The 24,329-nt window shown below is 36.7% G+C and carries 21 protein-coding genes; 5 read left to right on the top strand and 16 right to left on the bottom strand.

What is annotated here, in order from left to right:
- Positions 1–281 precede the first annotated feature (281 nt).
- The 5 genes from purF to ACFJGY_RS08080 form a co-directional block, all read right to left on the bottom strand.
- Positions 282–1,805, bottom strand: coding sequence for an amidophosphoribosyltransferase (gene purF, locus ACFJGY_RS08100; RefSeq protein ID WP_379969874.1), 1,524 nt, complete (start codon positions 1,803–1,805; stop codon positions 282–284).
- Positions 1,806–1,821: 16 nt separating this feature from the next.
- Positions 1,822–2,544: a phosphoribosylaminoimidazolesuccinocarboxamide synthase gene (purC, locus tag ACFJGY_RS08095; protein ID WP_379969872.1), complete on the bottom strand. Its 723-nt coding sequence runs from the start codon at positions 2,542–2,544 to the stop codon at positions 1,822–1,824.
- Between the two features lie 200 nt (positions 2,545–2,744).
- Positions 2,745–4,592, bottom strand: coding sequence for an endonuclease (locus ACFJGY_RS08090; protein ID WP_379969870.1), 1,848 nt, complete (start codon positions 4,590–4,592; stop codon positions 2,745–2,747).
- A 154-nt stretch (positions 4,593–4,746) separates the two neighbouring features.
- On the bottom strand, positions 4,747–6,291 hold the full coding sequence (locus ACFJGY_RS08085; protein WP_379969868.1) for a DUF349 domain-containing protein: 1,545 nt from the start codon (positions 6,289–6,291) through the stop codon (positions 4,747–4,749).
- 1 nt (position 6,292) lies between these two features.
- Positions 6,293–6,748, bottom strand: coding sequence for a hypothetical protein (locus tag ACFJGY_RS08080; RefSeq protein ID WP_379969866.1), 456 nt, complete (start codon positions 6,746–6,748; stop codon positions 6,293–6,295).
- A 220-nt stretch (positions 6,749–6,968) separates the two neighbouring features.
- Here ACFJGY_RS08080 and queA point away from each other — a divergent pair, with 220 nt between their 5' ends.
- Together queA and ACFJGY_RS08070 are read left to right on the top strand one after the other, a co-directional pair.
- Positions 6,969–8,018, top strand: a complete 1,050-nt coding sequence (gene queA / locus ACFJGY_RS08075; RefSeq protein WP_379969864.1) for a tRNA preQ1(34) S-adenosylmethionine ribosyltransferase-isomerase QueA — start codon at positions 6,969–6,971, stop codon at positions 8,016–8,018.
- Positions 8,019–8,098: 80 nt separating this feature from the next.
- Positions 8,099–8,956 carry a hypothetical protein gene (locus ACFJGY_RS08070; RefSeq protein ID WP_379969862.1) on the top strand — a complete coding sequence of 286 codons (858 nt, stop codon included), beginning with the start codon at positions 8,099–8,101 and terminating at the stop codon, positions 8,954–8,956.
- Between the two features lie 248 nt (positions 8,957–9,204).
- On the opposite strand, the gene ACFJGY_RS08065 is transcribed toward ACFJGY_RS08070, so the two are convergent.
- Together ACFJGY_RS08065 and ACFJGY_RS08060 are read right to left on the bottom strand one after the other, a co-directional pair.
- Positions 9,205–9,735 (bottom strand): GNAT family N-acetyltransferase, encoded by a 531-nt coding sequence (locus tag ACFJGY_RS08065; protein ID WP_379969860.1) that lies wholly within the window; start codon positions 9,733–9,735, stop codon positions 9,205–9,207.
- 9 nt (positions 9,736–9,744) lie between these two features.
- Entirely contained in the window at positions 9,745–13,422 is a 3,678-nt protein-coding gene (locus ACFJGY_RS08060; RefSeq protein ID WP_379969858.1) for a metallophosphoesterase, read from the bottom strand.
- Positions 13,423–13,643: 221 nt separating this feature from the next.
- Between ACFJGY_RS08060 and ACFJGY_RS08055 the strand changes: the two genes are divergently transcribed.
- The gene (locus tag ACFJGY_RS08055) at positions 13,644–14,846 is read left to right on the top strand and encodes a Pycsar system effector family protein (RefSeq protein WP_379969856.1); all 1,203 of its coding nucleotides are present in this window, start codon (positions 13,644–13,646) and stop codon (positions 14,844–14,846) included.
- Between the two features lie 152 nt (positions 14,847–14,998).
- Here the strand turns inward: ACFJGY_RS08055 and ACFJGY_RS08050 are convergent, their stop codons facing one another.
- From ACFJGY_RS08050 to ACFJGY_RS08030, 5 genes are all read right to left on the bottom strand, one after another.
- Positions 14,999–15,583, bottom strand: coding sequence for a hypothetical protein (locus ACFJGY_RS08050; RefSeq protein ID WP_379969854.1), 585 nt, complete (start codon positions 15,581–15,583; stop codon positions 14,999–15,001).
- A gap of 147 nt (positions 15,584–15,730) precedes the next feature.
- Positions 15,731–16,489 carry an NAD(P)-binding domain-containing protein gene (locus ACFJGY_RS08045; RefSeq protein WP_379969852.1) on the bottom strand — a complete coding sequence of 253 codons (759 nt, stop codon included), beginning with the start codon at positions 16,487–16,489 and terminating at the stop codon, positions 15,731–15,733.
- A gap of 9 nt (positions 16,490–16,498) precedes the next feature.
- On the bottom strand, positions 16,499–16,798 hold the full coding sequence (locus tag ACFJGY_RS08040) for a type II toxin-antitoxin system RelE/ParE family toxin (RefSeq protein ID WP_379969850.1): 300 nt from the start codon (positions 16,796–16,798) through the stop codon (positions 16,499–16,501).
- Complete coding sequence (locus ACFJGY_RS08035) at positions 16,782–17,123, bottom strand: hypothetical protein (RefSeq protein ID WP_379969848.1); 342 nt, start codon at positions 17,121–17,123, stop codon at positions 16,782–16,784. The genes ACFJGY_RS08040 and ACFJGY_RS08035 overlap by 17 nt, the downstream gene beginning before the upstream one ends.
- Positions 17,124–17,489: 366 nt before the next feature.
- Complete coding sequence (locus ACFJGY_RS08030) at positions 17,490–18,188, bottom strand: DUF6261 family protein (protein WP_379969846.1); 699 nt, start codon at positions 18,186–18,188, stop codon at positions 17,490–17,492.
- Between the two features lie 466 nt (positions 18,189–18,654).
- Here ACFJGY_RS08030 and ACFJGY_RS08025 point away from each other — a divergent pair, with 466 nt between their 5' ends.
- Positions 18,655–19,488: a hypothetical protein gene (locus ACFJGY_RS08025; RefSeq protein WP_379969844.1), complete on the top strand. Its 834-nt coding sequence runs from the start codon at positions 18,655–18,657 to the stop codon at positions 19,486–19,488.
- A gap of 268 nt (positions 19,489–19,756) precedes the next feature.
- Here ACFJGY_RS08025 and ACFJGY_RS08020 read toward each other — a convergent pair whose 3' ends face one another.
- Entirely contained in the window at positions 19,757–20,197 is a 441-nt protein-coding gene (locus ACFJGY_RS08020; protein ID WP_379969842.1) for a hypothetical protein, read from the bottom strand.
- 15 nt (positions 20,198–20,212) lie between these two features.
- A complete protein-coding gene (locus tag ACFJGY_RS08015; RefSeq protein WP_379969840.1) occupies positions 20,213–22,198 on the bottom strand; it encodes a urocanate hydratase in 1,986 nt (661 codons plus the stop codon).
- A 136-nt stretch (positions 22,199–22,334) separates the two neighbouring features.
- Between ACFJGY_RS08015 and ACFJGY_RS08010 the strand changes: the two genes are divergently transcribed.
- Positions 22,335–22,730 (top strand): acyl-CoA thioesterase, encoded by a 396-nt coding sequence (locus ACFJGY_RS08010; RefSeq protein WP_379969838.1) that lies wholly within the window; start codon positions 22,335–22,337, stop codon positions 22,728–22,730.
- 37 nt (positions 22,731–22,767) lie between these two features.
- On the opposite strand, the gene ACFJGY_RS08005 is transcribed toward ACFJGY_RS08010, so the two are convergent.
- Together ACFJGY_RS08005 and ACFJGY_RS08000 are read right to left on the bottom strand one after the other, a co-directional pair.
- A complete protein-coding gene (locus ACFJGY_RS08005) occupies positions 22,768–23,058 on the bottom strand; it encodes a hypothetical protein (protein ID WP_379969836.1) in 291 nt (96 codons plus the stop codon).
- 78 nt (positions 23,059–23,136) lie between these two features.
- A complete protein-coding gene (locus ACFJGY_RS08000; RefSeq protein WP_379969834.1) occupies positions 23,137–24,114 on the bottom strand; it encodes a 2-hydroxyacid dehydrogenase in 978 nt (325 codons plus the stop codon).
- Between the last annotated feature and the right edge of the window lie 215 nt (positions 24,115–24,329).

Here is a 24,329-nt window from a genome sequence, read left to right as displayed (position 1 = left end):
AATTTGAGTTTTCATGGTTATTAGTTTTTACCCTGCTTCGGCAGGGTTTTTTGTTTTCAAAAACTGATCATTAAGCAAAAAACCGCCAGAACAAATGGATTTGTCCTGGCGGTTTATGATATATATCGTGGTTGATTGAAATCATTTTTCTATTACCATAGAATTACAGCAGCCCGGCCTGAGTGGAGCTCTTTTTCTTTTTTATCAAAAAAGAAAAAAGCGGGAACGGAGGACGGATAAAGCTGTCCAAACCTAATGGAATGATTCGACGTTGTCAAACTCTAATCACCTTGATCTACTAATGCCAATTCGTCCGGATTTTTCACTGGATATTTCTCTGTAAAACATCCGAAACAATGATTTGGCGATCCCAAAATCTCTATCAGATTATCGACACTTAGGAATTCCAGACTGTCAACATCCAGATATTGTCTAAGTTCTTCCTTATTCATATTCGCAGAAATTAAGTCATCTTTCGTCGGCGTATCAATTCCTAAAAAACAAGGCGCAATAATTGGCGGAGAAACACTTCTGAAGTGTATTTCCTTAACACCGGCATTTTTAAGAATCTTAACCAGACGCTTGGAAGTGGTTCCACGCACGATAGAATCATCAATAATAACGACTCTTTTATCCTTCATTTCGGAAACGATCGGATTAAGTTTCAGATTCACAAAATGTTCTCGCATCTCCTGAGAAGGAATAATGAACGAACGCCCAATGTATCTGTTCTTGATCAAAACCGGACGGAAAGGAATACCGGACGCCTTGGAAAAACCAATCGCAGCAGGAACTCCGGAATCAGGAACGCCAATCACAATATCGGCTTCTACAGGTGCCTGTTCCCAGATCTTCATCCCGGATTTCTCCCGCACTTCGTGAACGTTGATGCCTTCCAAAGTAGAATCCGGTCTTGCAAAATAAATATATTCGAAAGCACAGATCTTGTTGACGCAATCATCTTTCACAAGATAAGATTGCAGACCTTCTTCATTATCGCTGGTATAAACAATCTCGCCAGGCAAAATATCACGCACATATTGCGCTCCTACTCCATCCAAAGCACAACTTTCTGAAGCTACAACAAAGGTATTTTCATCAATCGCACCAAGAACCAATGGTCGGATCCCGTTAAAATCCCGGAAAGCAAAAAATTTATTTCTTGTAAGTCCGACTACAGAATAGGCACCTTCGATCTTTTCCATCGTCGCTTTGATTGCGCCACGAAGTCCAAGGTCCAGGTTTTTCTGAATTAATCTAAGAATAACTTCCGTATCAGAAGTTGCTCGGAAAACCACGCCTTCATCTTCTAATTCTTTTCTGAGTTGTTTTGCATTGGTAAGATTTCCGTTGTGAGCAATAGATAGTATGATCTGATCATATTCATTCTTAGCAAAGAATGGCTGAAAATTATATTTCTTTTTGTCGCCGGCAGTTGTATATCTGGTGTGACCAATCACGGTGCTTCCCATATATTGCTGAGGATCTTCTATCGATTTGAAAACATCCAGAACCAGACCTTCATCTTTTACAGAAAGGATTTTTCCGTTGTTCCCAACCGCAATTCCGCAAGCTTCCTGGCCACGATGCTGCAAAGCAAAAAGTCCAAACTGCGAAAGGGAAAAGGTATCCTGATTTTCCGTTGAATGCACTCCAAAAACACCGCATTCTTCTTCCATTTTGTCAAAGGGATAATACTCATCCTTTTCTTCTTTGGAAAGATGTTTGGTTTCTTCGAATTCCTGATAGCGGTTTTGGAAAGCATATTTCGGTAATGTGCTATAATCTTGAAATTCTAAATCCATTTTTTTTGTTTTTGGATTATTTAGCTAAAGCTGTTTGAAGTCTGTCGAAGATCTCTACATAAGCCTCGGTAATCTCGCCTAAGTCTCTTCTGAATCTATCTTTATCCAGTTTCTTCATCGTATCTTTATCCCAAAGTCTGCAAGTATCCGGAGAAATCTCATCCGCTAAAACAATTTTACCGTCAGAAGTTTTCCCTAACTCGATTTTGAAATCTACAAGGATCACATTGGCTTTATCAAAAAGATCAATCAAAAGTTGGTTAATTTTATCTGTCAAAGCGTACATCTCGTTTAGTTCGTCATAAGTTGCTGCTCCTAAGAAAACGGCGTGATGGTCATTAATTAATGGATCTCCGAGATCATCTCTTTTGTAGCAAAGGTCAAAAATAGTTACAGGAGATTTTACTCCTTCTTCAACGCCTAATCTTTGAGCCATACTTCCCGCAACATAGTTACGAACGACCATTTCCAAAGGAATGATGTCCACCTTTTTAACCAACTGCTCTCTGTCATCCAGTTTTGCGATGAAGTGAGTCGGAATTCCTTTTTCTGCAAGATATCCAAAAATAAGCGTAGAAATTGCATTGTTCAGTTCGCCTTTTCTATCAAACTGTCCGCGTTTCTGTGCATTGAAGGCTGTCGCATCATCTTTGTAACGTACAACAACTTCGTCAGGTTTCTCGGTAGCGAAAACCTGTTTAGCCTTACCTTCGTAAAGCATTTCTTTCTTTTGACTCATAATGTTTCATTTTCTTAAACAGAATTCGCTTTCACTACGATTTCCGATTAAACTTTTTACTGTTAGATTTATGCACAAATTTACGAAATTATTTGTTAAATCTAAATTGATAAAAACGATAATGCTATTCTAAATTCACACCAAATCTTAAACAAAAAACTCCTTAATAAAAGGAGTTTTTTAATTATAAACTTTTATGTTTATTTTTTGATAAACTTGATTGATTTTCCATCAATATTCAGAATGTAAGTATTTGGCAATAAAGAACGAACGTCTATCAATTTTTGATTCACAAATGGATTGCTAATATCTTTCACCAATTTTCCTGAAATATCATAGATCTTAACCGACTTGGTTTTGCTAACATCGCCATTGATATTAAGAACATTTGTAACCGGATTTGGATAAATATTAAAACCAGTTGTTTTATTTGAGAAATCATTAACACCCAGAATTCCTAAATTAAGGCAATAATCTGAGGCGTAAGTTGTCCATTCATTAATATCGAAAGTCGCTGTCGGGTCGGTAATATTTGATTTTCTGTAAAGTGATCTGTTTGAATTTGCATTGTCCTGACCTTTAATTCCAACAGCATCCACAGTTCCGGTTTTATAGGACAAATCCACATATTGACTTCCTGTAAAAGTAAGTGAAGGTGCTGCTGTTACGAATTTTGCATTTGAAATATTGAAGCAGCTGAAATTTGCATTCGGGTTGATGGCCACAAAACTCTGGTTATTTTCTATTTCGCCTTCCAGTTCAAATGGCTCTCCAAAATAATAAGCCGTTCCTTTGTACTGGATGTATAATTTGTAACCATTAAGATTCACTTTGTGACCAGTTTTGTTGGCAATTTCAAAGGCTTTGTTATTTCCGGTTCCTTCAAGATATTTAATTATTTGTAAATCTTTTGTAAAAACATCTGTCGACAGAGTTGTAACATTCAGAGTATTACTTTGCGGACTCTCCAGATAAGTATTATCATAAGCTTTTACCGTAAAATTATAAGTCGTCCCGGGCGTCAAATGATCAATAGAAACTGAATTTGTTTTTGAAGTCGCAACCAAAACATTGTCCTGATAAATCCTGTAACCCAGAACATCGGATTCCGGATTTGCCTGCCAGGTAAGATTTACAAAATACGCAGAATTTCTCGCCAGTAAAAGTGAAGAAGGCGCTGTCGGCGCAATATTATCAGATGATTGTGACCAAATAGAAGTTACCCATTCCGGATGATCGATGAATGGATTTCGGTTTTTCTGAAGCGCGTAAACAGAATTATTTCGATCGATTTCTCTTTGAGAAACAGGATCCAGCTGATGCCAGGAAAGCAACATTGCAACATACCAGTTTTCATAGGCTTTTTCCTCGCTGCCATCCAAAGGATTTTGGTCTTTTGTAGGATCTGTTGCATTAGTTGTAAAATTGAAACTCCCTAATTTGCCCTCATATCTCACTGCGAAGTACAACAGCGTTCTGGCAATATCGCCTTTGAACTCATCTATCGGTTCAAAAACTCTTCCGGTATAAGTAGCATTAGGTGTTGCATTGGAGGCTTGTTTAGATCCGTTTGTGAAATTATAATAAACCGTAGAACCGCCTTTTCCGTATGGATAGTTGCTTCGTAATTGATTGATTCTCGCATCCGTAGGAACTACAAAAAACAGATCGGAATACATTGGATATGCACTATTAAAAGAACTTTGCGGCATCATGTGTTCCCGATTCCAGCCCAAGCCTTCTGCATTTGCACTTCCTATGATATTTGCGCTTGTATAGTTATAAGCATCCGGACCAGTTGGTATTTCCGAATAGATGTCCAGAATCGTCCCGTCATTTTCATAATATTTATCCAGATCTGTCTGGTTAACTGTCGTTTTCAGATCATCGTAATGAAAATTGTAAATTTTGGTGGAAATAATATCGTGAAGCTTTGTCTTCAAAGCATAACCTGTCAAACTTTCTGTTCCGGAATAATATCCTGCAGGAGCTTGAGCAACAGCCAAAACCGGTAAAACAGATAATATAAATAAGTATTTTTTCAACATATAAATGTTCTTAATATAAGAATGATAAAAATATCATTTTTTTATAAGATATCTTTTATTTTTTTGAATTTGAATATTAATAATGATTTACATTCAATAATTAAATAAAAAAATCCCCTTTTCAGGGGATTTATATGTAGAAATAAAAATAAATTTATTCTCCGGCAATGATGTTATGAAGTGATACTTTCAAGCTTTCCAACTGTTCTTTTTTACTGTCCAGTTTATCATAAGTATCTTTCAGAAGCGGGTTATCACGTTTTGCAGTTCCAAAGAATGATAAGTTATTTTCCAATTGTACAACTTCTGATTCCAGATCAGCGATTTGATTTTTAATCTTTCTCGCTTTATCTGTTAACTGGCTTTCAGAAAGGTTTTCTTCTTTCAGATCGAACTCATTGATCTTATTGAGTTTCAGCTTCTCTCTAAGTGTTTTATTGAATTCCGTATTAATTGACAACTTATCTTTCGGCACTTTTCCGATCGCGTTCCAGGCATTTTTGATATTTTCAATTTTCTCAACAGAACCTTCTTCATCCGTCAAAGCCTTTAGATCTTCAAGCAATGCTTTTTTGCTTTTATAATTTTCTTTCCAGTTGTCACCGGTTGCGTTATTTTTTTCTCTGTAATTTTTAAAGAACGTGTTACAGGCATCACGGAAATCGTCCCAGACTTTATTGGCCTGACTTCTGGGAACGTGACCAATGGTTTTCCAATCTTCCTGAAGTTTTTTGAAAAGCGGAACTACGATGTCCCAATCTTCAGAATTCATATTGTCCTGAGCTGTTTTTATTAGTCCCTGTTTTGCCTCAAGATTATGAATCTGAGAACCTTTCAGATTTTTATAGAAATCATTTTTGCCTGTGTTAAAATTCCTTAAAACTACTTTAAAATCCGTCCAGTTCTGATTGGATAACTTTTTAGGAACTGGTCCCAGTCTCAAAAATTCTGCACGTAACTCTTCTACTCTTTTAATTGCCTGCTGCCAAAAACTATGATTGGTAGATTCTGGTGCTGCTAATGTTTTGAGCTCCTCAATGATCTTATTTTTCTTTTCAAGATTTTCCAATTGCTCAGATTCCATTACTGCGATCAGTTCAGATTTTCTCTCGTGGATCTTGTTGGAAACTTCTTTGAACTCTTCCCAGGTTTTCTCACGGAATTCCTCAGCAACAGGCTCTGCTTCTTCTTTCCAGAGTTTGTGAAGATACTGCAATTCATTCAGTGCTTTTTGGACTACTTTTTCGTCAAGTAATTCTTTTGCTCTTGAGATGATGTGTTGTCTTTTTTCCAGATTATGAGCAAATTCCTGCTCCAGATATTCTTTGTTAAGATCCAGCATCTCGTTGAACATCTTCAGATGGTGGAAGTAATTGTTATTAAGGTTTTTAAACTCGGATTTTGCAACCTGACCGGCATTTCCCCAGGCTTCCTTTACTTCTCTTATCGATTTGAAGAGATTAACGCCCGGTTCAGAATTGGTATAAAGATTTTTCAGTCTTTCTATAATTGATAATCTTTCATCAAGGTTTTTCTGATGATCCGCTTCCTGAGACTTATGAAATTTATCCTGTTTCTCTCTGAAAATATTAACAAGAGCAGAAAGTTTTGAAGCATGCGGATGATGAAATTCGAAGTGTTCTTCGGCGTTCCCCTGCTCTATGAATTCGTGTTTTTTATCCTCCGTTTCGTCTGCCACTTTATGATTGGCATGATCCTCTAAGTGTATTGAATTTTTTCGAAAAAGAATGAGCATCGTCTTTATTAACGATAGTTTCCATTTCATCCAACGTCTCTTTCAGTGAGAGATTAGAATAATTTTCTTCAGCAAGTTCGATTTCCTGATGTTCAGTTTCGGGTTCTTCTTCAGCGTTCTGATTTTGATCTTCAGAAACAATTTCATTTTCAGCTTTGATTTCCTCGGCAACTTCAGGATTTGGCTCAGATTCCTGTTTTTCAGCTTCAGTTTCAGCCTCTGAATTTTGTTCTGCAGCAACATCTTCTACCGATTCATTTTCAACAGAATCGACTTCAGCTTCTGGTTTTACATTTTCCGAAACTTCTTCTTTAGCCACTTCTTCTACTGATTGATTTTCAGCAGGATTGACCTCAGAATTTGGTTTTTCAATTTCAGGATTTTCGTTTTCAATACTCATAACAAAGCGAATTAATTGGCGATAACAACTTTTAAATGCACTAAATTAAATGTTTTTTGTAGAAAACACCAAATAACATTGCTTATTTTCTAAAAAAAATTCATAAATCATCAAAGTCATCAATTGGATTTCCAAAAAGTCATATTTACTTGACAAAGCCTTTCTAATGTTGTATCTTTGCCATTCCAAAAAATTTAAAACAATAAAATCCGTAAATTTTATGAAGACATCAGATTTTAATTTTGATCTACCAGCTGAATTATTGGCTGAACACCCATCAGAAAACCGCGACGAGGCGAGATTGATGGTACTTGACAGAAAAACCGAAACCATCACTCACCGTTTATTCAAAGATGTGATCGATTATTTTGACGAGAAAGATCTTTTCATCTTTAACAATACCAAAGTTTTCCCGGCAAGGCTGTTCGGAAATAAAGAAAAAACAGGTGCTAAGATCGAAGTTTTCTTGTTGAGAGAACTAGATCCTGAAACACGCGTTTGGGATGTTTTGGTAGATCCGGCAAGAAAAATCAGAATTGGTAACAAATTATTCTTTACTGAAGACGAATCTCTTGTAGCAGAAGTTATCGACAATACAACATCCAGAGGAAGAACTTTAAGATTTTTATTCGATGGTTCTTACGAAGAATTCCGTACAAAACTGACAGAACTTGGTGAAACGCCACTTCCAAAATATATCAAAAGAGAAGTAGAACCGGAAGATGCAGAAAGATACCAGACAATCTACGCCAAGGTAGAAGGTGCTGTTGCTGCTCCAACTGCAGGTCTGCATTTCTCAAAACACTTGATGAAAAGACTGGAGATCAAAGGAATTGATTTTGCAGAGATTACACTTCACGTTGGTTTGGGAACTTTTAACCCGATTGAAGTTGAAGATCTCTCCAAGCACAAAATGGAATCTGAAGAAGCCATCATCGATGAGAAAAATGCTGCTATCATCAATAAAGCTGTTGAGGAAGGCCGCAGGGTTTGTGCCGTTGGTACGACTACGATGAGAGCTTTGGAAACTTCTGTTTCTTCTAACAAAAAGATCTCCGCTTACAGAGGATGGACGAACAAATTCATCTATCCGCCTCACGATTTTGGGGTTGCTAATGCAATGATCACCAACTTCCACACACCTAAATCTACATTAATTATGATGATCGCAGCTTTTGCGAACAAAGATTTTGTGATGAGGGCTTACGAGGAAGCAATCAAAGAAGGCTACAAGTTTTATTCTTACGGAGATGCTATGTTAATCCTTTAAGAATTAATTTTTAAAATATTAATGCGCAGCTTTTTGGTTGCGCATTTTTTTATGTCTTATATTTTATTTAATTTCATCAGATGAAAGTACTTTCCTTCTTAGCATTATTATCGATTACGTTTTCCTGCTCGCAGACTCAGGAGAATTTTTCCACCATTTGTTCTTTACCAAAAAAAATAAAAGAAGCTTCTGCCTGCGAAATTTCGAAAGCATCGCCGTTGATCTGGACAATTGAGGACAATCACAATCATAATATTCTTTTTGGTTTTAATGAAAAAGGTGAATTGATGAAGAAAATTACCATTACCAATGTTGAAAATAATGATTGGGAAGATCTCACATCTGATGACGAAGGCAATATCTATATCGGAGATTTTGGTAATAATGAAAATGACCGTCAAAATCTTTCGATCTATAAAATAAATGCAGCAGATCTTGGCAAAGACGAAGCAAAGGCAGAATCAATAGTACAGTTTTATTATCCGGAACAAACCGAGTTTCCTCCGAAGAAAAAAGACAAGATCTTTGATGTGGAATCGTTTTTCATTCACAATAATAAATTCTATCTGTTTACCAAAAACCGAAGTTCAAAATTTGACGGAACAACGGTTCTTTACGAAGTTGAAAATAATTCTTCTCAGAAATTACCTGCGAAAAAACTAGGTAGTTTTGTGACTTGTGAGCAGTTCAATCATTGTGCTGTGACGAGCGCAGACATCAGCCCAAATAAGGATAAAGTCGCCATTTTAAGCTCTGACAAAGTCTGGATTTTTACCAATTGGAAAGGCAATAATTTCTTCTCCGGAAATGTAGAAAAGATTGAACTAAACCATCATACACAGAAAGAAGGACTGTGTTTCAAAGATGAAAACACAATTCTGATGACGGATGAAGGTGATAAGAAAATTACCGGGAATCTTTATCAATTGAAGTTATAGTAAAATTTAAGGAAATACATTTCACAATTGACAGTTTTTTGTCATTCCGTAGGAACCACTTCGTTAGGTATCCTACGAAAGTACAAAAATATGGTCTTAGGTTGACACTTGTTATACGTAGAATCCGCAGCCCGACTTGAGTGGAGCTCTTTTTGTTATTGCGATTCTACAATGGTTCTAGTGATTGTGTCACGTCATTCGCAATTACAAAAAAGCGGGAACGGAAGGCGGAAAAGCTGCCCAAATAATTATCCTGTGAAAGAATAAAGCAACATATCTGTAAGAACTTCCTGTCTTTTTCTGTAATCGTTTTTCAGTAAACCTTCGAACTCGAAATTGCAAAATTCTGCTGTTTTTTTGCTGGCAATATTATCTGGTGCAATTTTCATAAAGATGCGAACCATTTCTTTTTCGCCGATACAGAAATCCCGAAACGCTTCCAAAGCTTCGTAAGAATATTTATGACCCCAAAAATCGCTGAAAATGAAATACGCTAATTCTCCTTTTGGGACTGTCCAATCAATTTCTCTGATAGAAATATGACCAATTAATTCATCAATTCCCTTGAGAAAAATACCGAAATAAAAACCTTCATTATTCTGAAAACTTTCAATCTTTTTTTGGAAATAAAGCTTTGTTTCTTTAAGGTTTTTTGTAACACTTAGCGTTCTGGAAAAGTAATCTTCCAGATAATTCTTATTATTCTGAAATTTGACATAAAATTCTTCTGCAAAATCCAATGAATAGGGTTTTAGAATTAGACGTTCTGTGATGATCATTCCCAAAATTTAAAAAGTTCCACCAATCCCTACGACCAATCTTCCGCCGTCTGAAGAATTAAAATAAGAGACATTCACGGAAATAGCATCCACGGCATTCAACCAGAAACCGCCGCCGTAAGAATTATGCCATTTTTTGGAATATTCATTCGGGATCCAAACTCTTCCCACATCCAATCCGCCGAAAACGCCGTAAGTTAAAGGAACCACAGAATTTCTGAATTTTCCAATCTCATAACGAAGATCTGAAGACTGATAAAAAGAATTTTTACCATAAAAACGGTTGAACCGGAATCCTCTTAAGTCTGCATTTCCGCCCAAAGTTGCCATCTGGTAAAACTCGTAGCCATCGCCCAGAAGCCATTTTGCCTTCGCATAAGATGACCATACCAACTTCTTATTATTCGTCAAATAATGCAGAAAACCAAGTCCTGTTTCCACAGATGCAAAATGACGGTTCGTCTCTTCAAGATTCATATTCCAGACCGTTTTGACATCTAATTTCATTCCCGATTTCGGATTGGCTTTGTTGTCATAATTTTCATAAACAAAAGAAAAATCCGCCCCTCCAAATTGCTTGGAATGGAAAACATCCGGATTCACAACGCCCGGCAAAGAGACAAATCGGTTGTCTGTATTTTCTATTTTCAGAGTTTCGTAATTCAGTTTTGCGGAGAAAGTTGCTGCATTTTTGTTCCAGTTGATGGATGGCGAAAATCCAAATTCCCGGGCTCTCACATTATTAAAATGTTCGCCGAGTTCGTCGCTAAGATTTAGAGTTTTGTTGCCAATCCCGTAAAAATTACGGATATAATGAGAACTTGTAACCCTTGCATCCAAGCCATAGAACCAGCCACCGGTAAGTCTCGGGAATATACCGCTGTAAGCAAATTCATATCCTTCTGTTCCTGTGAAATAATTCGCCTTCAAAGTGTGTTTTTGAGAATAAGGATTCTGAAGGAATCCATTGACCGTCAGCATTGCCTGTGCTCCAATAATAACCTTATCATCCGGATTGAAACCGAAATTCGGTATCAGCATTGCGACATTATATTTTGGTTTTTTATAATCATATTGATTGATTTCGTAGTCATCTGTCAGTTTTACAGAAGCATCTCCTATATTCGTGAAATCATTTTTCTTGCTTTTATAATCATAAATTTTGATTTTTTTGGAATTGGAAACCGAATAATGGTCTTCATCAAAACTACCTAATAACCGTATTTTGATACTTGATTTTTCCTTGCCTTCCACCAAAAACTCATCTTCATCTCCTAAACCGTAAATCCAGATTTCTTTGGTCAATTTTCCTGAATATATTTTCGAGGATTCCAGTTCTTCTCCTGATTTTTTCTGACGGGAAATATCAATTTTCGTTTCGTTATTCGGTAATCTGGAGATCGTAAATTTATCTTTTTTGTCCGTTCCTGTGAGGATTACATTTTTCTCAAGAACTTTGAAATAATCTGAAGCGTAAATTTTAAGATCATTTTTCCTGATCAGTAATTTCTTTATCAAATCGTCTGAAACCTGATCCTGGACTTCTTTTGGTAAAGCTTTGAAAGCTTCTCTGATATCATTTTCTGATAAATTATTCTGAATAAACTCCGCTTGTTCCAGCCAGTCTTTTTCCGTAGAATTTTTAGTAAAAGTAAGATCCAAAGGATAAGGTTCGCGGTTGAACCATTTTATATTACCAATCTGATTTTTAAAGCTTTTCATATGTCTCAGATCCGGAATATGCATTAGTAACGAAGTAATTACGCCGTCATATTTTGCAAAAGCCTGATCTCTGTCTTTCGGAATCGGGCTGTAAATCACGTTTTCGTTTTCCTTTTTTTCTTCGAATTTCCATTGGTCATGATGTCTGTCCCAATCGCCGATCAGCATATCGAATAATCGCGCTTTGATCCACGTTTTTTCGTCCATTTTATATTTCTCGTCTTTAGCGAGATTTTTTATGACTTCATCCGTTCCGAGGACTTTATTCGGATTGTCATCGGTTTCCATCGGGCGGTCTTCGAGATAATATAATTCGTCACCGAAAGTATCATTAAAGTTTTTTAAAGTTTTCTGTTTCGGAATATAAAAAAGCTGTGGTGTTGTATGACGAATCCCCAGTTTATCTGACATTCCGCCTATAACCAAAGGCGTGTAAGGATGAGAAGTGGTGTAAAAATCCAACAGAAATTTATCCACATAACTTCCGGAAAATTCATCAATTACATATTGATTTTTGAATGCTACAGCCTGTAAAAATCTCACGCCGCTTTTTCTAAGCGCACGGATGACATACTCGTTGCCGTTTTTGGTTTCTAGTCGAAGAGATTTGGTTTGATGACCGCCTCCTGCTCTATCGGCTTTTACACCACCAAAAAGTGTGTCTAATGCCAGAGTTCCGACATTGATTTTCTTTGAATAATACGCTCGGTAATGCTTTCCCCAGAGAAATTCGTAGAGCTTGCTTTTTTTGGTCATTGAAGAATCATAGATCGATGCCTGTGACGATGGTGGGAAATTCTTCGGATAATCTTTAGAGACCTTTTCTTCACTTCCCAAAACTGTTTTTCTGAAAAGCAAATCAGATTTGGTCTGATTTAAACTATAAAAACTGACTTCCGCATTTCCGGATTTTGAAATTTTCAGTTCGGCATAACCATTTTTTCCGAACGAGAAATCATTATTTCCAATGGCTTTTGCAGCCTCAGTTTTGGAACCTGCTCCACTGATGATTTGTCTGATGTCGTTTTGCTCAATGTATTGCAGATTGTGGTCGTGACCGGAAACAACAACGATATTTTTTCTTCCGCTGATCAAAGTTCTGATTCGGTCTGCCAGTTTTTTATAATTCTGGTTCGAAATATCCTGATGGGTGATTCCGCCGGTTGCTCTTGTCAAATTGATAATTGAACCTAAAACAGGCAACGGGATTTTATTTTCTAATGGGAAAATCTGTTTTTCCCAGGAATAATTTCCACCGTGAGAACCGTGCGTAATTAAAGGATGATGTGTAGCAACAACAATGGTTTTATTCTGATTTTTGTTAAGCTGATCTTCAAATTCTGTAAAGAAATCTTCCTTGGTTTTGATCTCGCATTTTTCATTGATTCCGGGATTTTTGCTCCAGTCTGCTAAAACCCACTCGGTGTCAATTAAAATTAAAGTCAGTTTTTTATCAATCTTTCTGGTTTCAATTGGACAACCGTTTCTTGGTGAAAAAGCAGATTTGTCATTCAGTTTTTCTGTGACGTAATCTTCTTCTCTTTTTAAACCTTTGATTCCGTTATTATACCAATCATGATTTCCAGGAATGAAAATCGTTTTCCCTTTGAAATTGTCAGCTAAAGAAATCTGATTATCCAGTTTTTTCTCAGCTAATTTTCTGTTTTCATTATCTTTTTTCGGCATTCCTGCCGGATAAATATTATCACCGAGAAAAATTAATGTGCTGTTTTTTGAAGTTTTGGACAGTGAATCTTTCAGGATATTCATATTTTTGAATGCTTCATCCTGATCAAGATTTCCGGCATCGCCAACCAAATAAAAAGTATGAACAATACTGTCTTTTATATTTGATTCTTTTTCAAAATCCTTTACGTTTTTCCCGTAGTCGGCTTTTTGAACGGCACAGGAAATGACAGTGAAAGAAATTATAATTAAAAGATAAAACCTATATATTTGTTTCATATTTTTCTGAATATTAGAGTCTTTATTCTGAACTGAATTGTTGCAGCCCGGCCTGAGTGGAGTTCATCCGCCAGAGGCGGATAGCGGGAACGGAGGACGGATTAAGCTGCCATAAAAATATTAATTATAATCTTAAATAATTATCAAACTATAACATTATTTAACAAAATTAAAATCAATAAGCTACCAATACTTTCTTAAATTTGTTTCAAATTGCTTTTATGGATATTTTGAAAATCTCGGAAGATTACGTTAAAAATTTATTCAAAGATAGATTATCTTCTGCATATACTTATCATAATCTGGATCACACAATCCAAGTTGTTGATAACCTGAAAATCCTGGCAAAAGAGGAAAACATAAGTATTGAAGATACAGAAAATCTGCTTCTGGCAGGCTGGTTTCACGATCTTGGTTACATTACAGATTGCGATAACCACGAAGCAGAGGGCAAAAAAACAATAGAGAATTTTTTAAAAAAACATGATTTTCAAGATGAAAGAATCAGAAAAATCGGGCAGCTGATTCTGGCGACAGAAAAATTCTACCAGCCAAAAAACCATCTGGAAGAGATCATCCAGGATGCAGATCTGGCGCATCTTGCTTCTGATGATTATTTCAAAACGTCCGAAGGTCTGCGGAATGAGATCAAAGAGGTTCACAAGAAAAAAATCAACAAGCTGAAATGGGCAGAAATGAACCTGGAATTCTTTACAAAACATCAATATTATACACAGTTTGCAAAAGAAAAATGGCAGCCAAAAAAGGATGAAAATATAAAAAAAATAGTTTCTAAAATCGAAGAATTGAAAGGCGAAAAAAAGGAAAAAGACAATCTGGAAAATGACAAAGCTCTTCTTAACAAAAAGAAACTGGAGAAACTGGATTCTCCGGAAAGAGGTATCGAAACGATGTTCCGAATCACGCTCAATAATCACACAAAACTGAGCCAAATAGCTGACAGCAAAGCGAATATCCTACTGTCTGTAAATGCGATTATTATCTCTGTCGCCCTCTCAACGCTCATTCCAAAACTGGACGCGCCAAGTAATTCGCACCTGATTATTCCAACTTTCATTATGATTATGTTCAGTGTGGCTTGTATCATTCTCGCAATAATGTCCACGAGACCAAAAGTTTCCGGTGGAACATTTACAAGAAAAGAAATTGAGGAAAAAAAAGTAAATCTCCTCTTCTTCGGAAACTTCTACAAAATGCCAATGGAAGAGTATCTCTGGGCAATGAAGGAAATGATGGCTGACAGACAATATCTTTACGATACAATGATCAAAGACCTCTATTACTTAGGAATTGTTCTGAACAGAAAATATAAATTACTGAGACTGACTTACACGGTTTTCACGATTGGAATTATCCTTTCTGTAGTAGCTTTTGTGGTAGCTTTTAGGAATGTGACGGTTTAGAAATATTCATCGATAATGAAAGCAATAGTGATTTTTCTAGGAATTTTATTTTTAAATTTTTCTTGTTCGGAAAAAATATTTCACACAAAATCAATTTTTTTTAAAGATCTAATTCTAAAAAACTATCTCACTTTACTTTTTCCATTCTTCATTTACTCTTTCAATGTGATAATAACGGCACCATTTTTTGCTTTTGAACCATATATTACCATTGCAGATTGACCCTTGAGAACATCGATTCTCTCAATTGTGTTTTGGTCAAGACTCTTCATTTTTTTTTCAGTAATGATTTTTCCTTCCAAAATGTAAAGTGGTTCTTTTGTGTCTGGCATTTGGATAAATTTTCCTAACATTCGTAAAGTATCATTCTTTGGAGCTGGAATCCTCGCTACTTCTCCTTTAATATTTCGGTTTGTGACTGTCTCTTTTTTCACTTCACAATGTTTCTTTGGCTGCGTTTGTGCAGAGACAATGCCTCCGGACGTGAGGACAAAACCGACCGCAAACTTTGCAAACAAGGAATTGATAAAAGAGTGGCTGAGGTTTCTGTCCAGCTGATCTACCCGGAAATTGCCGCAGACATTAGAATCGCCGGAAAGATTATCTATAATTTGCAGGTCAGATGCGTTCGTAAAGTCTCTTACGCTCTTGGAGCAAACCTGGCAGAATCTGCCTTTTTCGTCGGGCGTCATAGTCGCCCAGTTTTCGTGACAAGGTTTTGGGATGGTAACTTTCATAAGTAGATCTTATTTTTTTTAAGGTCTTATGCAATCGTTTAATCTTTATCTATAGTTCAGTTTCATAATTATGACGATTTCATAATAATTCCTTTTAATGATTAAGATGCATCTTTCTTTACAAAGGTTGGAAATGACCTGAAAATATTACAAATGAAAATACCGCGGATCCGGATACTGGAATTCAAAGTCCAGTTCTGAGATTAATTTTTCCGGAGAAATGGTTCTGCCTGTGGTGGTTCGTTTGCCATTATAAGGCAAATCTTTTTGAGCATTGATGACTTCTTCTTTATTCGGATGAATGGGTGCAACGGTGTTATAAACTTTGGATTCAGATTGATTGTCCAGCATTTTTTCTATAACTGAACAAATATCAGCATAATGAATATGATTCACTAACATATCCAAATTGCTGATGTTGTAATTTTTCAAAAGCCTTTCACCGCCCATTAATCCTGCTAACCTGAGGATATTAGTCTGAGGGAATTTTTCCAAAATAAAACTTTCACTTTCGACATTTTCAGCGGGTGTGTCATCTTCTTTAAATTCCTTTTCTGTTTGAGGATAGACACCAGTCGAACTCATTAAAAACAATTGACCTTTGTAATCCCCGAGGAAATTGAGAAGGTTTTGACGTTTGTCATTCATCGGAATCTGTGCACCTCTGATTCCCGAAAAAGGAACGCTGATGATGATGACATCTAAGTCTGATGCAACGTCCCATTCTTTCATTTCTATATCTAACTCGTTAGGAAAACTGACTAAAGTTGCGTTGTAACCTTTGGTGTTAATGTCTTGTACTTTGGTTGGAGTAGTAGTCGTTGCGAAGATCTCGTAACGGTTTGATAGTTTTTCTGCGATGTGGTTTCCGAGCCAGCCGAAGCCGATGATTCCTAGTTTTTGCATTCTTTGATATTAGCTTTTCAGCGATTTTTGATTGTCGTCTGGATCTTGGAAGTTTTGGAGGACTCTGTGAACAGTAAGAATGTTTTGCTCCAAACTATAGATCAAAGTATTATGCTTCGTAATCAAAAGCTTATGATAATTGGTGTCTTCGTATTTTTGGAAAACTGCAATTCCATCTGTAATCAGTTTGAGGCAATGCTCAAGCCTTAAATTAAAATCGTCCAATACTTTATCATTCCATTCATTCAAAAGATAATCTTCGATTTCATCCAAATCATCATAAGATGCTTTGCTAAATCGAATTTCCATTTCTGTAGTTTTCTAATCTCTGTCTAGATCTTTCTTTCACTTCTTCATAGGAATATACTCGTCCATTTTTAATATCTTCTTCGCTTCTCTTTAATGATTCCAATATTTCCTCTTTCGTTTCATTTCGCCAGTTTTTTGGTTCTACATGTTCAGCAATGATCAGGAGTTCTTGCGGTGTGAATCTTTTCTCCTTTAATTTTTTGAAAAATGTAGGTTTCTTGATTCCCGATTTTTCAATAATAAAGGACAATTTAACCGGCGAATTTTTCAGAATCTGATCAATATTATTTTGGATCTCGATGTATTTCTGGATTTCTGCTATCATTATTTTATATTTTTAAGTATCATTATATGAGACAAATATAGTAATTATTTGAGAGCTTCAAAAGCTATTCCGGCGAATAAAAACATCAAAATCCACCAGATAAAAAATACAACGATGCAAGTAACCATTATTATTGGTACAATTTGTCAGTAACTGATTGCGCTTTGATTGTTATATATTTTTTGCTTTTCAAAAATTTGATTACTGAAAAAATAAGAATTGCAATGCAGCTGATAGTTGCACAAGTAATTCCTATTAGGGGTTCTAAGATTGGACCACAGGAAAGAAAAATATTCATTATTTTTTTATGTTTTTAATATGATTTGATAAAAAAACTCAGCCATTCGCTGAGTTTCTAAATCCAATTTAGGCAGGCTTGTCACCTGTCGGTTTGATGTCCGAATCTTTCGCAGCTTTTACTAACTCGTTGGTTTCGTTGTAGAGCAGTTCCCATCCCGTCACCTCTTTCATCACGGTCAAAAGATTGATATAAGTTTTCAGGTTTTTCTCCAGATCCTGTCGGATGGCAGATGCGCTCGACATATTTCTAAGGTCTGCGTTGGCTTCTGCCTGATCGGCAAACAGCAACTCAAAAGCATCGTGTTTGGTCTTCATCTCTGCAAAACCTGACTCCAGAGATAGATCCTTTATTTTTTGCTTGTTTTCCGGAAGCTCCAGTATCTCGATCAGCTTTTTCATTTGGGCGGTTTGCGAGGAATAGCTTAACCGATCCAGGTTCAGCCCAAAAGTTTTGAAAATCCCGTACAACTCTTCCGCCAAATGAGAATTGGGAGCAGAAGGAAGCTTTCTGTAACCATTGAGGAATGCTTTTAGATTTTTGTAAGCCAGATCCCTCTCGTGGTCTGCCGTGGCAACCTCTTTTCCTTTGCCGCTGTAAACCTGCTTGGTGTACACATTGTCATACGCCGTGTAGGAAGTTTGCAAAGTCGCGGTAAGCGGATGGTTGGAGATCACAGGATATTTTCCTGACTGGATGTTGCTGAGAATTCTCTGAGCCAAAGTCGCAAGATCTTTGGTGCTCAGACGCACTAATGAAATTTTCATCGTAATTGTGTTTTGTTTGTTAAAAATGTACTAATTAATCAAAACAAATATAAATAATTCTGCATTTAGTTTAAAACATTTTGCGGGGAATAAAATGCAATTGCAAGAAGTTCCACGCAACTTGTTGGAGACTTCCTGCAATTGCAGGAGATTACAAACAAGGTTGTTTTAAATAAAATGCAGATGCAGGAGGTTTGTTTTAAGGTTGTTTGTAAGGTTTTGCGGATGCGGGTGGTCTTAACCAAGTTGTTTTGAAAATGAATATTTCTCCATCATAATTCGCTAGCAGGAGCTTCAAGCTCGTATCTCAAGCTAAAGAATGTGTACGAGCAAGATGCTAGCACTAGCGAGTGGGTATTGGATATGGGCGACTTTGAAATTAATTATAATTTTTTTTTATTTTAGGGGAACCCATATTTCTACCTTCATTATAATATATATATCTTTGAATACTAAATAATAACGTGTGAAAAAACTATTTACTCTTTTTGTTGTATTACTATCAATTTACAATTATTCTCAAGTTTCGGTGCGAGGATATTACAGGAAGAATGGCACGTATGTTCAGCCTCACGTAAGAACTGCACCAAATTCAACGGTTACAGACAATTATAGTTACAGGGGTAATTACAATCCTAACACAGAATACACTACAACTTCTTCGATAAGTTCTCCTTCAAAATCAAACTATGATAAAGAATGGGTAGATGGTTACTACAGAGCTGATGGAACTTATGTAAGTGGTTATTATCGTAAGAAAAGAGCAACAACGACAAGTTCTAATAACTCAAATTATGTTTATTCTGGTAATTCCAGTTCAAATAATTATAAAAGTTCTACAAAAAAATATGTTAATACAACTAATGTAAATTTAAGAACAGCGCCCGAAGTTTCCGACAATATTATTGAAGAACTTGCTTTCTCTGATGAAGTAACATCTATAGAGCAGTTAGGATATTGGGACAAGGTTCGAGTAAAACGTTATTTGCCTAGTACAAATAGCTATTCTATGATAGATGGTTACATAAATAGTAGATATTTGACAGCTTCAGCAGATAGCGAAAATACTTACAGCAGTAATGTTATGGTTAGTGAATCAAAGTATTTTAGAGTTAAAGTCGACAGAACATATTTTTGTAACACTCCAAATATTAAAGATGTTAGAAAAGCGCATTTAATTTATGACACCGTCATTTATGCTATTGCAGAATCCAAATATTTTATCTATATAGAGTTTACAAATTCTTCTGGACAAACTAGTATTGGATGGATATTGAAAGATGATTTGATAAGAGAATAATAAAAATACCTCTATTCGATATCCACTGCTAGCGCAAGCTTCAAGCTCATGTATCAAACTAATTAAGTGGTACGAGCAAGATGCTCGCACCAGCGTACAAAAATAAATACAAAAAACTTGCCTCACAGCAGGTTTTTCCCTATCTAAAATGTTTTAAAACACTCTCATCCACAAAATTCGGCAACGTCACCTTCAAATTCGGCTCCACCTCCATTGCTCTTTTGATGGCGAAAACAGTACCTTCATTTCTTGCCCAGCTCGTCTGGAGTTATGAACTTTGACTACTTATATAATCATTTAAAAATGCCAAAATTATAAAGTGGTTATTGAAATTATTATTGATCTTTAGTTTATACTTTTTTTTGAAAAAACCTTTGGATTCGACAGAAATGATGAGGTCATTGGTTTTGTATAGGCTTAACTTATTATTAAACCATCCATTATTTTTATAAGTGAATATTTCTTTCTCATTTCGATAATAAACAAATCTGTTTTTTGAGAAGTCTGATTTAAAAACTAAATTCTTATTTTGGTCAAATATTTTATAGTTTCTCGAAAACAAACCATTGTATTTTATCTTGAAAATTTCATTGTGTATTTTTAATTTCTGGTTAAAACTATTTAGCAAAATTTCTCCCACCAATTTTCCATTTTCATCTATTAATTGAATTGGGGAAAACATAGGATAAATTACAGTGAATTCTTTCATTAAAGTTTAATAAGCTTAAAACAAACTCTCATCCACAAAATTCGGCAACGTCACCTTTAAATTCGGTTCAGCTTCCATTGCTCTTTTAATTGCGAAAACAGCACCTTCATTTCTTGCCCAGCTTCTTCGGGAAATTCCGTTGTTGACGTCCCAGAAAAGCATAGATTTTAATCTTCTGTCGGCATCATCGCTTCCATCGAGCAACATCCCGAAACCACCGTTGATCACTTCGCCCCAGCCAACGCCACCACCGTTGTGAATACTCACCCAGGTCGCCCCACGGAAACTGTCGCCAATCACATTGTGAATCGCCATATCTGCAGTAAATCTCGAGCCGTCATAAATGTTGGAAGTCTCTCTGTATGGCGAATCTGTCCCCGAAACATCGTGATGGTCTCTTCCCAAAACCACCGCTCCAATTTCTCCGTTGGCAATGGCTTTGTTGAAGGCTTCAGCGATTTTCATTCGTCCTTCGGCATCGGCATACAAAATTCTCGCCTGCGAACCAACGACCAGATTGTTTTCCTGAGCGCCTTTGATCCACGTGATATTGTCTTTCATTTGTTGCTGGATTTCTTCGGGCGACGTTTTAATCATTTCCTCTAAAACGGCGCACGCAATATCATCGGTTTTCTGCAAATCTTCAGGTTTTCCGCTGGTACAAACCCAACGGAATGGCCCGAAACCATAATCAAAACACATCGGTCCCATAATATCCTGAACATAAGATGGGTATTTGAACTCTCTTCCAATCGTAGGATTTTCCGACATTACATTGGCTCCGGCTCTGGAAGCTTCGAGTAAAAAGGCATTTCCGTAATCGAAGAAATAAGTTCCTTTTGCTGTATGTTTGTTGATGGCGGAAGCGTGTCTTCTCAAGGTTTCCTGAACTTTTTCTTTGAATAATTCAGGGTTTTCTGCCATCATTGTATTCGATTCTTCAAAAGTTTGCCCGACCGGATAATAACCTCCCGCCCACGGATTGTGAAGCGAAGTCTGGTCTGAACCGATATCGATTCTTAAATTTTCTTCATCAAATTTTTCCCAAATATCGACGATGTTTCCAAGGTAAGCCAGAGAAACCGTTTCCTGATTTTCCTGAGCTTTTCTGACTCTTGCCACCAATTCATCCAGATTCTCGTGGATTTCGTTGACCCATTTCTGTTCGTGACGGATTTTTGTAATTTTTGGATTCACTTCTGCAATGACTGTAACACAGCCTGCGATATTTCCGGCTTTTGGCTGAGCGCCGGACATTCCGCCAAGACCTGATGTGACGAATAATCCGCCTTTTGGCTCTTTATTGATTTTTCTGAAAGCATTCAAAACGGTAATTGTTGTGCCGTGCACAATTCCCTGCGGACCGATGTACATATAAGATCCAGCGGTCATTTGTCCGTACTGCGAAACCCCCAGCGCATTGAATTTCTCCCAATCATCCGGCTTTGAGTAGTTTGGAATCATCATTCCGTTCGTCACCACCACTCTTGGCGCATCTTTATGGGAAGGAAATAATCCCATCGGATGACCGGAATACATTGTCAAGGTCTGTTCATCCGTCATTTCAGACAGATATTTCATCGTCAAAAGATACTGCGCCCAATTGCTAAACACCGCACCGTTTCCACCGTAAGTAATCAGTTCATGAGGATGTTGCGCCACAGCATAATCCAAATTATTTTGAATCATCAGCATAATCGCTTTTGCCTGCTGGGATTTCCCTGGATATTCGGCAATATTTCTTGCTATCATCTCATAATCCGGACGGAAGCGGTACATATAAATTCTGCCGTATTTTTCTAGTTCCTCCTTAAATTCCGGCAACAATTCTGCGTGGAATTTGGGTTCGAAATAACGCAAAGCGTTTTTCAGAGCGAGTTTTTTCTCTTCGTCTGATAGAATTTCTTTACGTTTTGGAGCGTGGTTGATGTGGGTTTCGTATGGTTTTGGCTGAGGTAATTCTGTTGGAATTCCTTGTTGAATTTGTTGTTGGAAAGTCATAGTGAAGCTTCGATTTTCAAAGTTTTAAAGATATTCAATTTGAAAATATCATCAAACCGTTTCTGATAAATTGATATCACTTATATTTGCAGCTTCAGAAAACGATTCTAGTACACAACTTTAAAGCGATCAAGAAATGAATTACGAAGACAAAATCCAGCAATCGGAAACGCGCGTTTTCAAAGTGGTTTTCCCGAATACAACCAATCATCACAATACAATGTTTGGCGGAAAAGTAATGGAAATGATGGATGAAGTGGCTTTTATGACCGCTACAAGATTTGCCAGAAAATCTTTCGTAACGGTAAGTTGTGACAGAATTGATTTCAAGAAACCAATTCCGGCTGATACGATTGTTGAACTCGTTGGCCGAATAAAATATGTCGGAAACACCAGCGTGAAAGTGAATGTGGAAATTTTCGTGGAAGAAATGTACAATGACACTCGCGAAAAGGCGGTCTCAGGCGATTTTACTTTGGTTGCGATTGACGAAAATAAAAAGCCTTCAAAAATATTTAGAGACCTTAACTAAAAAAACAAAAGCTTACCGATTTGGTAAGCTTTGTTATTTATTCCACGATGTCGTCGTTTTCTTCTTCGTGGTCATCTTCATTGTCACTTTGACTGTAATAATTATTTTCCTCGTCTGGCAACTGATTGGTAATCTGGTCAAAATTATCATCATCTTCCGCGCCCGGAACGTCTAATCCGAATGGCATTTCGTCGTTCACCTGGCTAGCGTCTCTGATTGGGTTTCCGTCGCCGTCAATTGGAATATGCTCTTCTCTGTTGAAAATGTCTTCACCTGGATTGTAATCCAAATCTTCTAAATTTTTTTCGATGTTATCTTCTGGTGTCATAATATTTATTTTTGGTTGATTGAAGATAGACAAATATGATTCCAAGCTTTGTTTTTGAAAGATTTATTTTGATGAAATTTAATCTTCGTAAACTTCAGGATTTACGCAAGTCAGCATTTTTTCGCCTTTAGAAAATGTAACTACGTTTTCAGCAGCCAATCTTGCCATTCCGCTTCTGGCTTCCAAGGTTGCTGAACCAATATGAGGAAGAACACAAACGTTTGGAAGTTCCAATAATGGACTATCTTTCTGCATCGGTTCAGGATTGGTAACGTCTAAACCTGCACCCCAGATTTTTCCTGAAATCAAAGCTTCGAACAAATCTTTCTCATTTTGAAAACCACCTCTCGCTGTGTTGATGAAAATCAAATTTTCTTTCATTTTTTCAAAAACATCTTTGTTGAAGAGGTCAGCCTGTTTAGGTGTGTAATTAGCGTGAATACTAATAACATCTGATTGTTGAACTAACTCTTCAAATGAAACATATTTGGCATTTAGTTCTTTTTCAGCTTGCTCGTTTTGGCTTCTGTTGTGGTAAATGATTTTCATTCCGAAAGCGGCTTTGCATTTTTCAGCCATTTCAAAACCGATTCTGCCTAAACCTAAAACGCCCAAAGTTTTTCCATATAATTCTTGCCCCAGTTCTTCCAACGCATCAAAATCTTTCCAGTTTCCGGATTTTACTTTTGCAGTGTTGTAGTTTGCTTTTCTGGAAACCATTTGCATTAATAAAAAAGCGACGTCAGAAGTAGCGCGGCTCAATACGTTAGGCGTATTACCAACGGGAATTTTTCTTTTTGTGGCTTCAGTGATGTCAACCTGGTCGAAACCTACTGAAAACAAAGCGATTGCTTTTACATTCGGGCAAGCGTCGAAGAATTCTTTGTCATATTTGTTCTTGCCACCAACACTAAGGATGATATCTGCTTGTTTGCAGCTTTCCAGCCATTCTTCGTGGATTGGATGTTCTGTTTCCGGGAAAATGATATCTAAATTTCCGTCTTTCAAAATCTCAATTCCGTTCTCTGGAATTCTTTTGTTTACAAATACTTTCATACTTAAAATTATTAAAAATGATTGTTTGGTTTTTATTATAATTGAGAAAAATTAACACAAAGGTCACAAAGACTTTTTGAAATTATTGAAAACATCTTAAGGTTCACAAAGCCGCTTTCGCTTATAAAAGTTTTTATGCGTAGAATTGCTCGCAACCCGACTTGAACGGACTCTTCGAGAGCTTCAGAATGACAAATTGGAAGTGGAAGGTGGAT

The sequence above is a fragment of the Epilithonimonas sp. UC225_85 genome, assembly GCF_042695135.1.
Taxonomy (GTDB): Bacteria; Bacteroidota; Bacteroidia; order Flavobacteriales; family Weeksellaceae; genus Epilithonimonas.
This window is presented reverse-complemented; position numbering and strand designations above follow the sequence as displayed.

Excerpts from the sequence above, each read along its gene's own strand:
- purF (WP_379969874.1), bottom strand. The coding sequence starts at position 1,805 with ATGGATTTAGAATTTCAAGATTATAGCACATTACCGAAATATGCTTTC.
- purC (WP_379969872.1), bottom strand. The coding sequence starts at position 2,544 with ATGAGTCAAAAGAAAGAAATGCTTTACGAAGGTAAGGCTAAACAGGTT.
- ACFJGY_RS08090 (WP_379969870.1), bottom strand. The coding sequence starts at position 4,592 with ATGTTGAAAAAATACTTATTTATATTATCTGTTTTACCGGTTTTGGCT.
- ACFJGY_RS08080 (WP_379969866.1), bottom strand. The coding sequence starts at position 6,748 with ATGAGTATTGAAAACGAAAATCCTGAAATTGAAAAACCAAATTCTGAG.
- queA (WP_379969864.1), top strand. The coding sequence starts at position 6,969 with ATGAAGACATCAGATTTTAATTTTGATCTACCAGCTGAATTATTGGCT.
- ACFJGY_RS08070 (WP_379969862.1), top strand. The coding sequence starts at position 8,099 with ATGAAAGTACTTTCCTTCTTAGCATTATTATCGATTACGTTTTCCTGC.
- ACFJGY_RS08065 (WP_379969860.1), bottom strand. The coding sequence starts at position 9,735 with ATGATCATCACAGAACGTCTAATTCTAAAACCCTATTCATTGGATTTT.
- ACFJGY_RS08060 (WP_379969858.1), bottom strand. The coding sequence starts at position 13,422 with ATGAAACAAATATATAGGTTTTATCTTTTAATTATAATTTCTTTCACT.
- ACFJGY_RS08055 (WP_379969856.1), top strand. The coding sequence starts at position 13,644 with ATGGATATTTTGAAAATCTCGGAAGATTACGTTAAAAATTTATTCAAA.
- ACFJGY_RS08050 (WP_379969854.1), bottom strand. The coding sequence starts at position 15,583 with ATGAAAGTTACCATCCCAAAACCTTGTCACGAAAACTGGGCGACTATG.
- ACFJGY_RS08045 (WP_379969852.1), bottom strand. The coding sequence starts at position 16,489 with ATGCAAAAACTAGGAATCATCGGCTTCGGCTGGCTCGGAAACCACATC.
- ACFJGY_RS08040 (WP_379969850.1), bottom strand. The coding sequence starts at position 16,798 with ATGGAAATTCGATTTAGCAAAGCATCTTATGATGATTTGGATGAAATC.
- ACFJGY_RS08035 (WP_379969848.1), bottom strand. The coding sequence starts at position 17,123 with ATGATAGCAGAAATCCAGAAATACATCGAGATCCAAAATAATATTGAT.
- ACFJGY_RS08030 (WP_379969846.1), bottom strand. The coding sequence starts at position 18,188 with ATGAAAATTTCATTAGTGCGTCTGAGCACCAAAGATCTTGCGACTTTG.
- ACFJGY_RS08020 (WP_379969842.1), bottom strand. The coding sequence starts at position 20,197 with ATGAAAGAATTCACTGTAATTTATCCTATGTTTTCCCCAATTCAATTA.
- ACFJGY_RS08015 (WP_379969840.1), bottom strand. The coding sequence starts at position 22,198 with ATGACTTTCCAACAACAAATTCAACAAGGAATTCCAACAGAATTACCT.
- ACFJGY_RS08010 (WP_379969838.1), top strand. The coding sequence starts at position 22,335 with ATGAATTACGAAGACAAAATCCAGCAATCGGAAACGCGCGTTTTCAAA.
- ACFJGY_RS08005 (WP_379969836.1), bottom strand. The coding sequence starts at position 23,058 with ATGACACCAGAAGATAACATCGAAAAAAATTTAGAAGATTTGGATTAC.
- ACFJGY_RS08000 (WP_379969834.1), bottom strand. The coding sequence starts at position 24,114 with ATGAAAGTATTTGTAAACAAAAGAATTCCAGAGAACGGAATTGAGATT.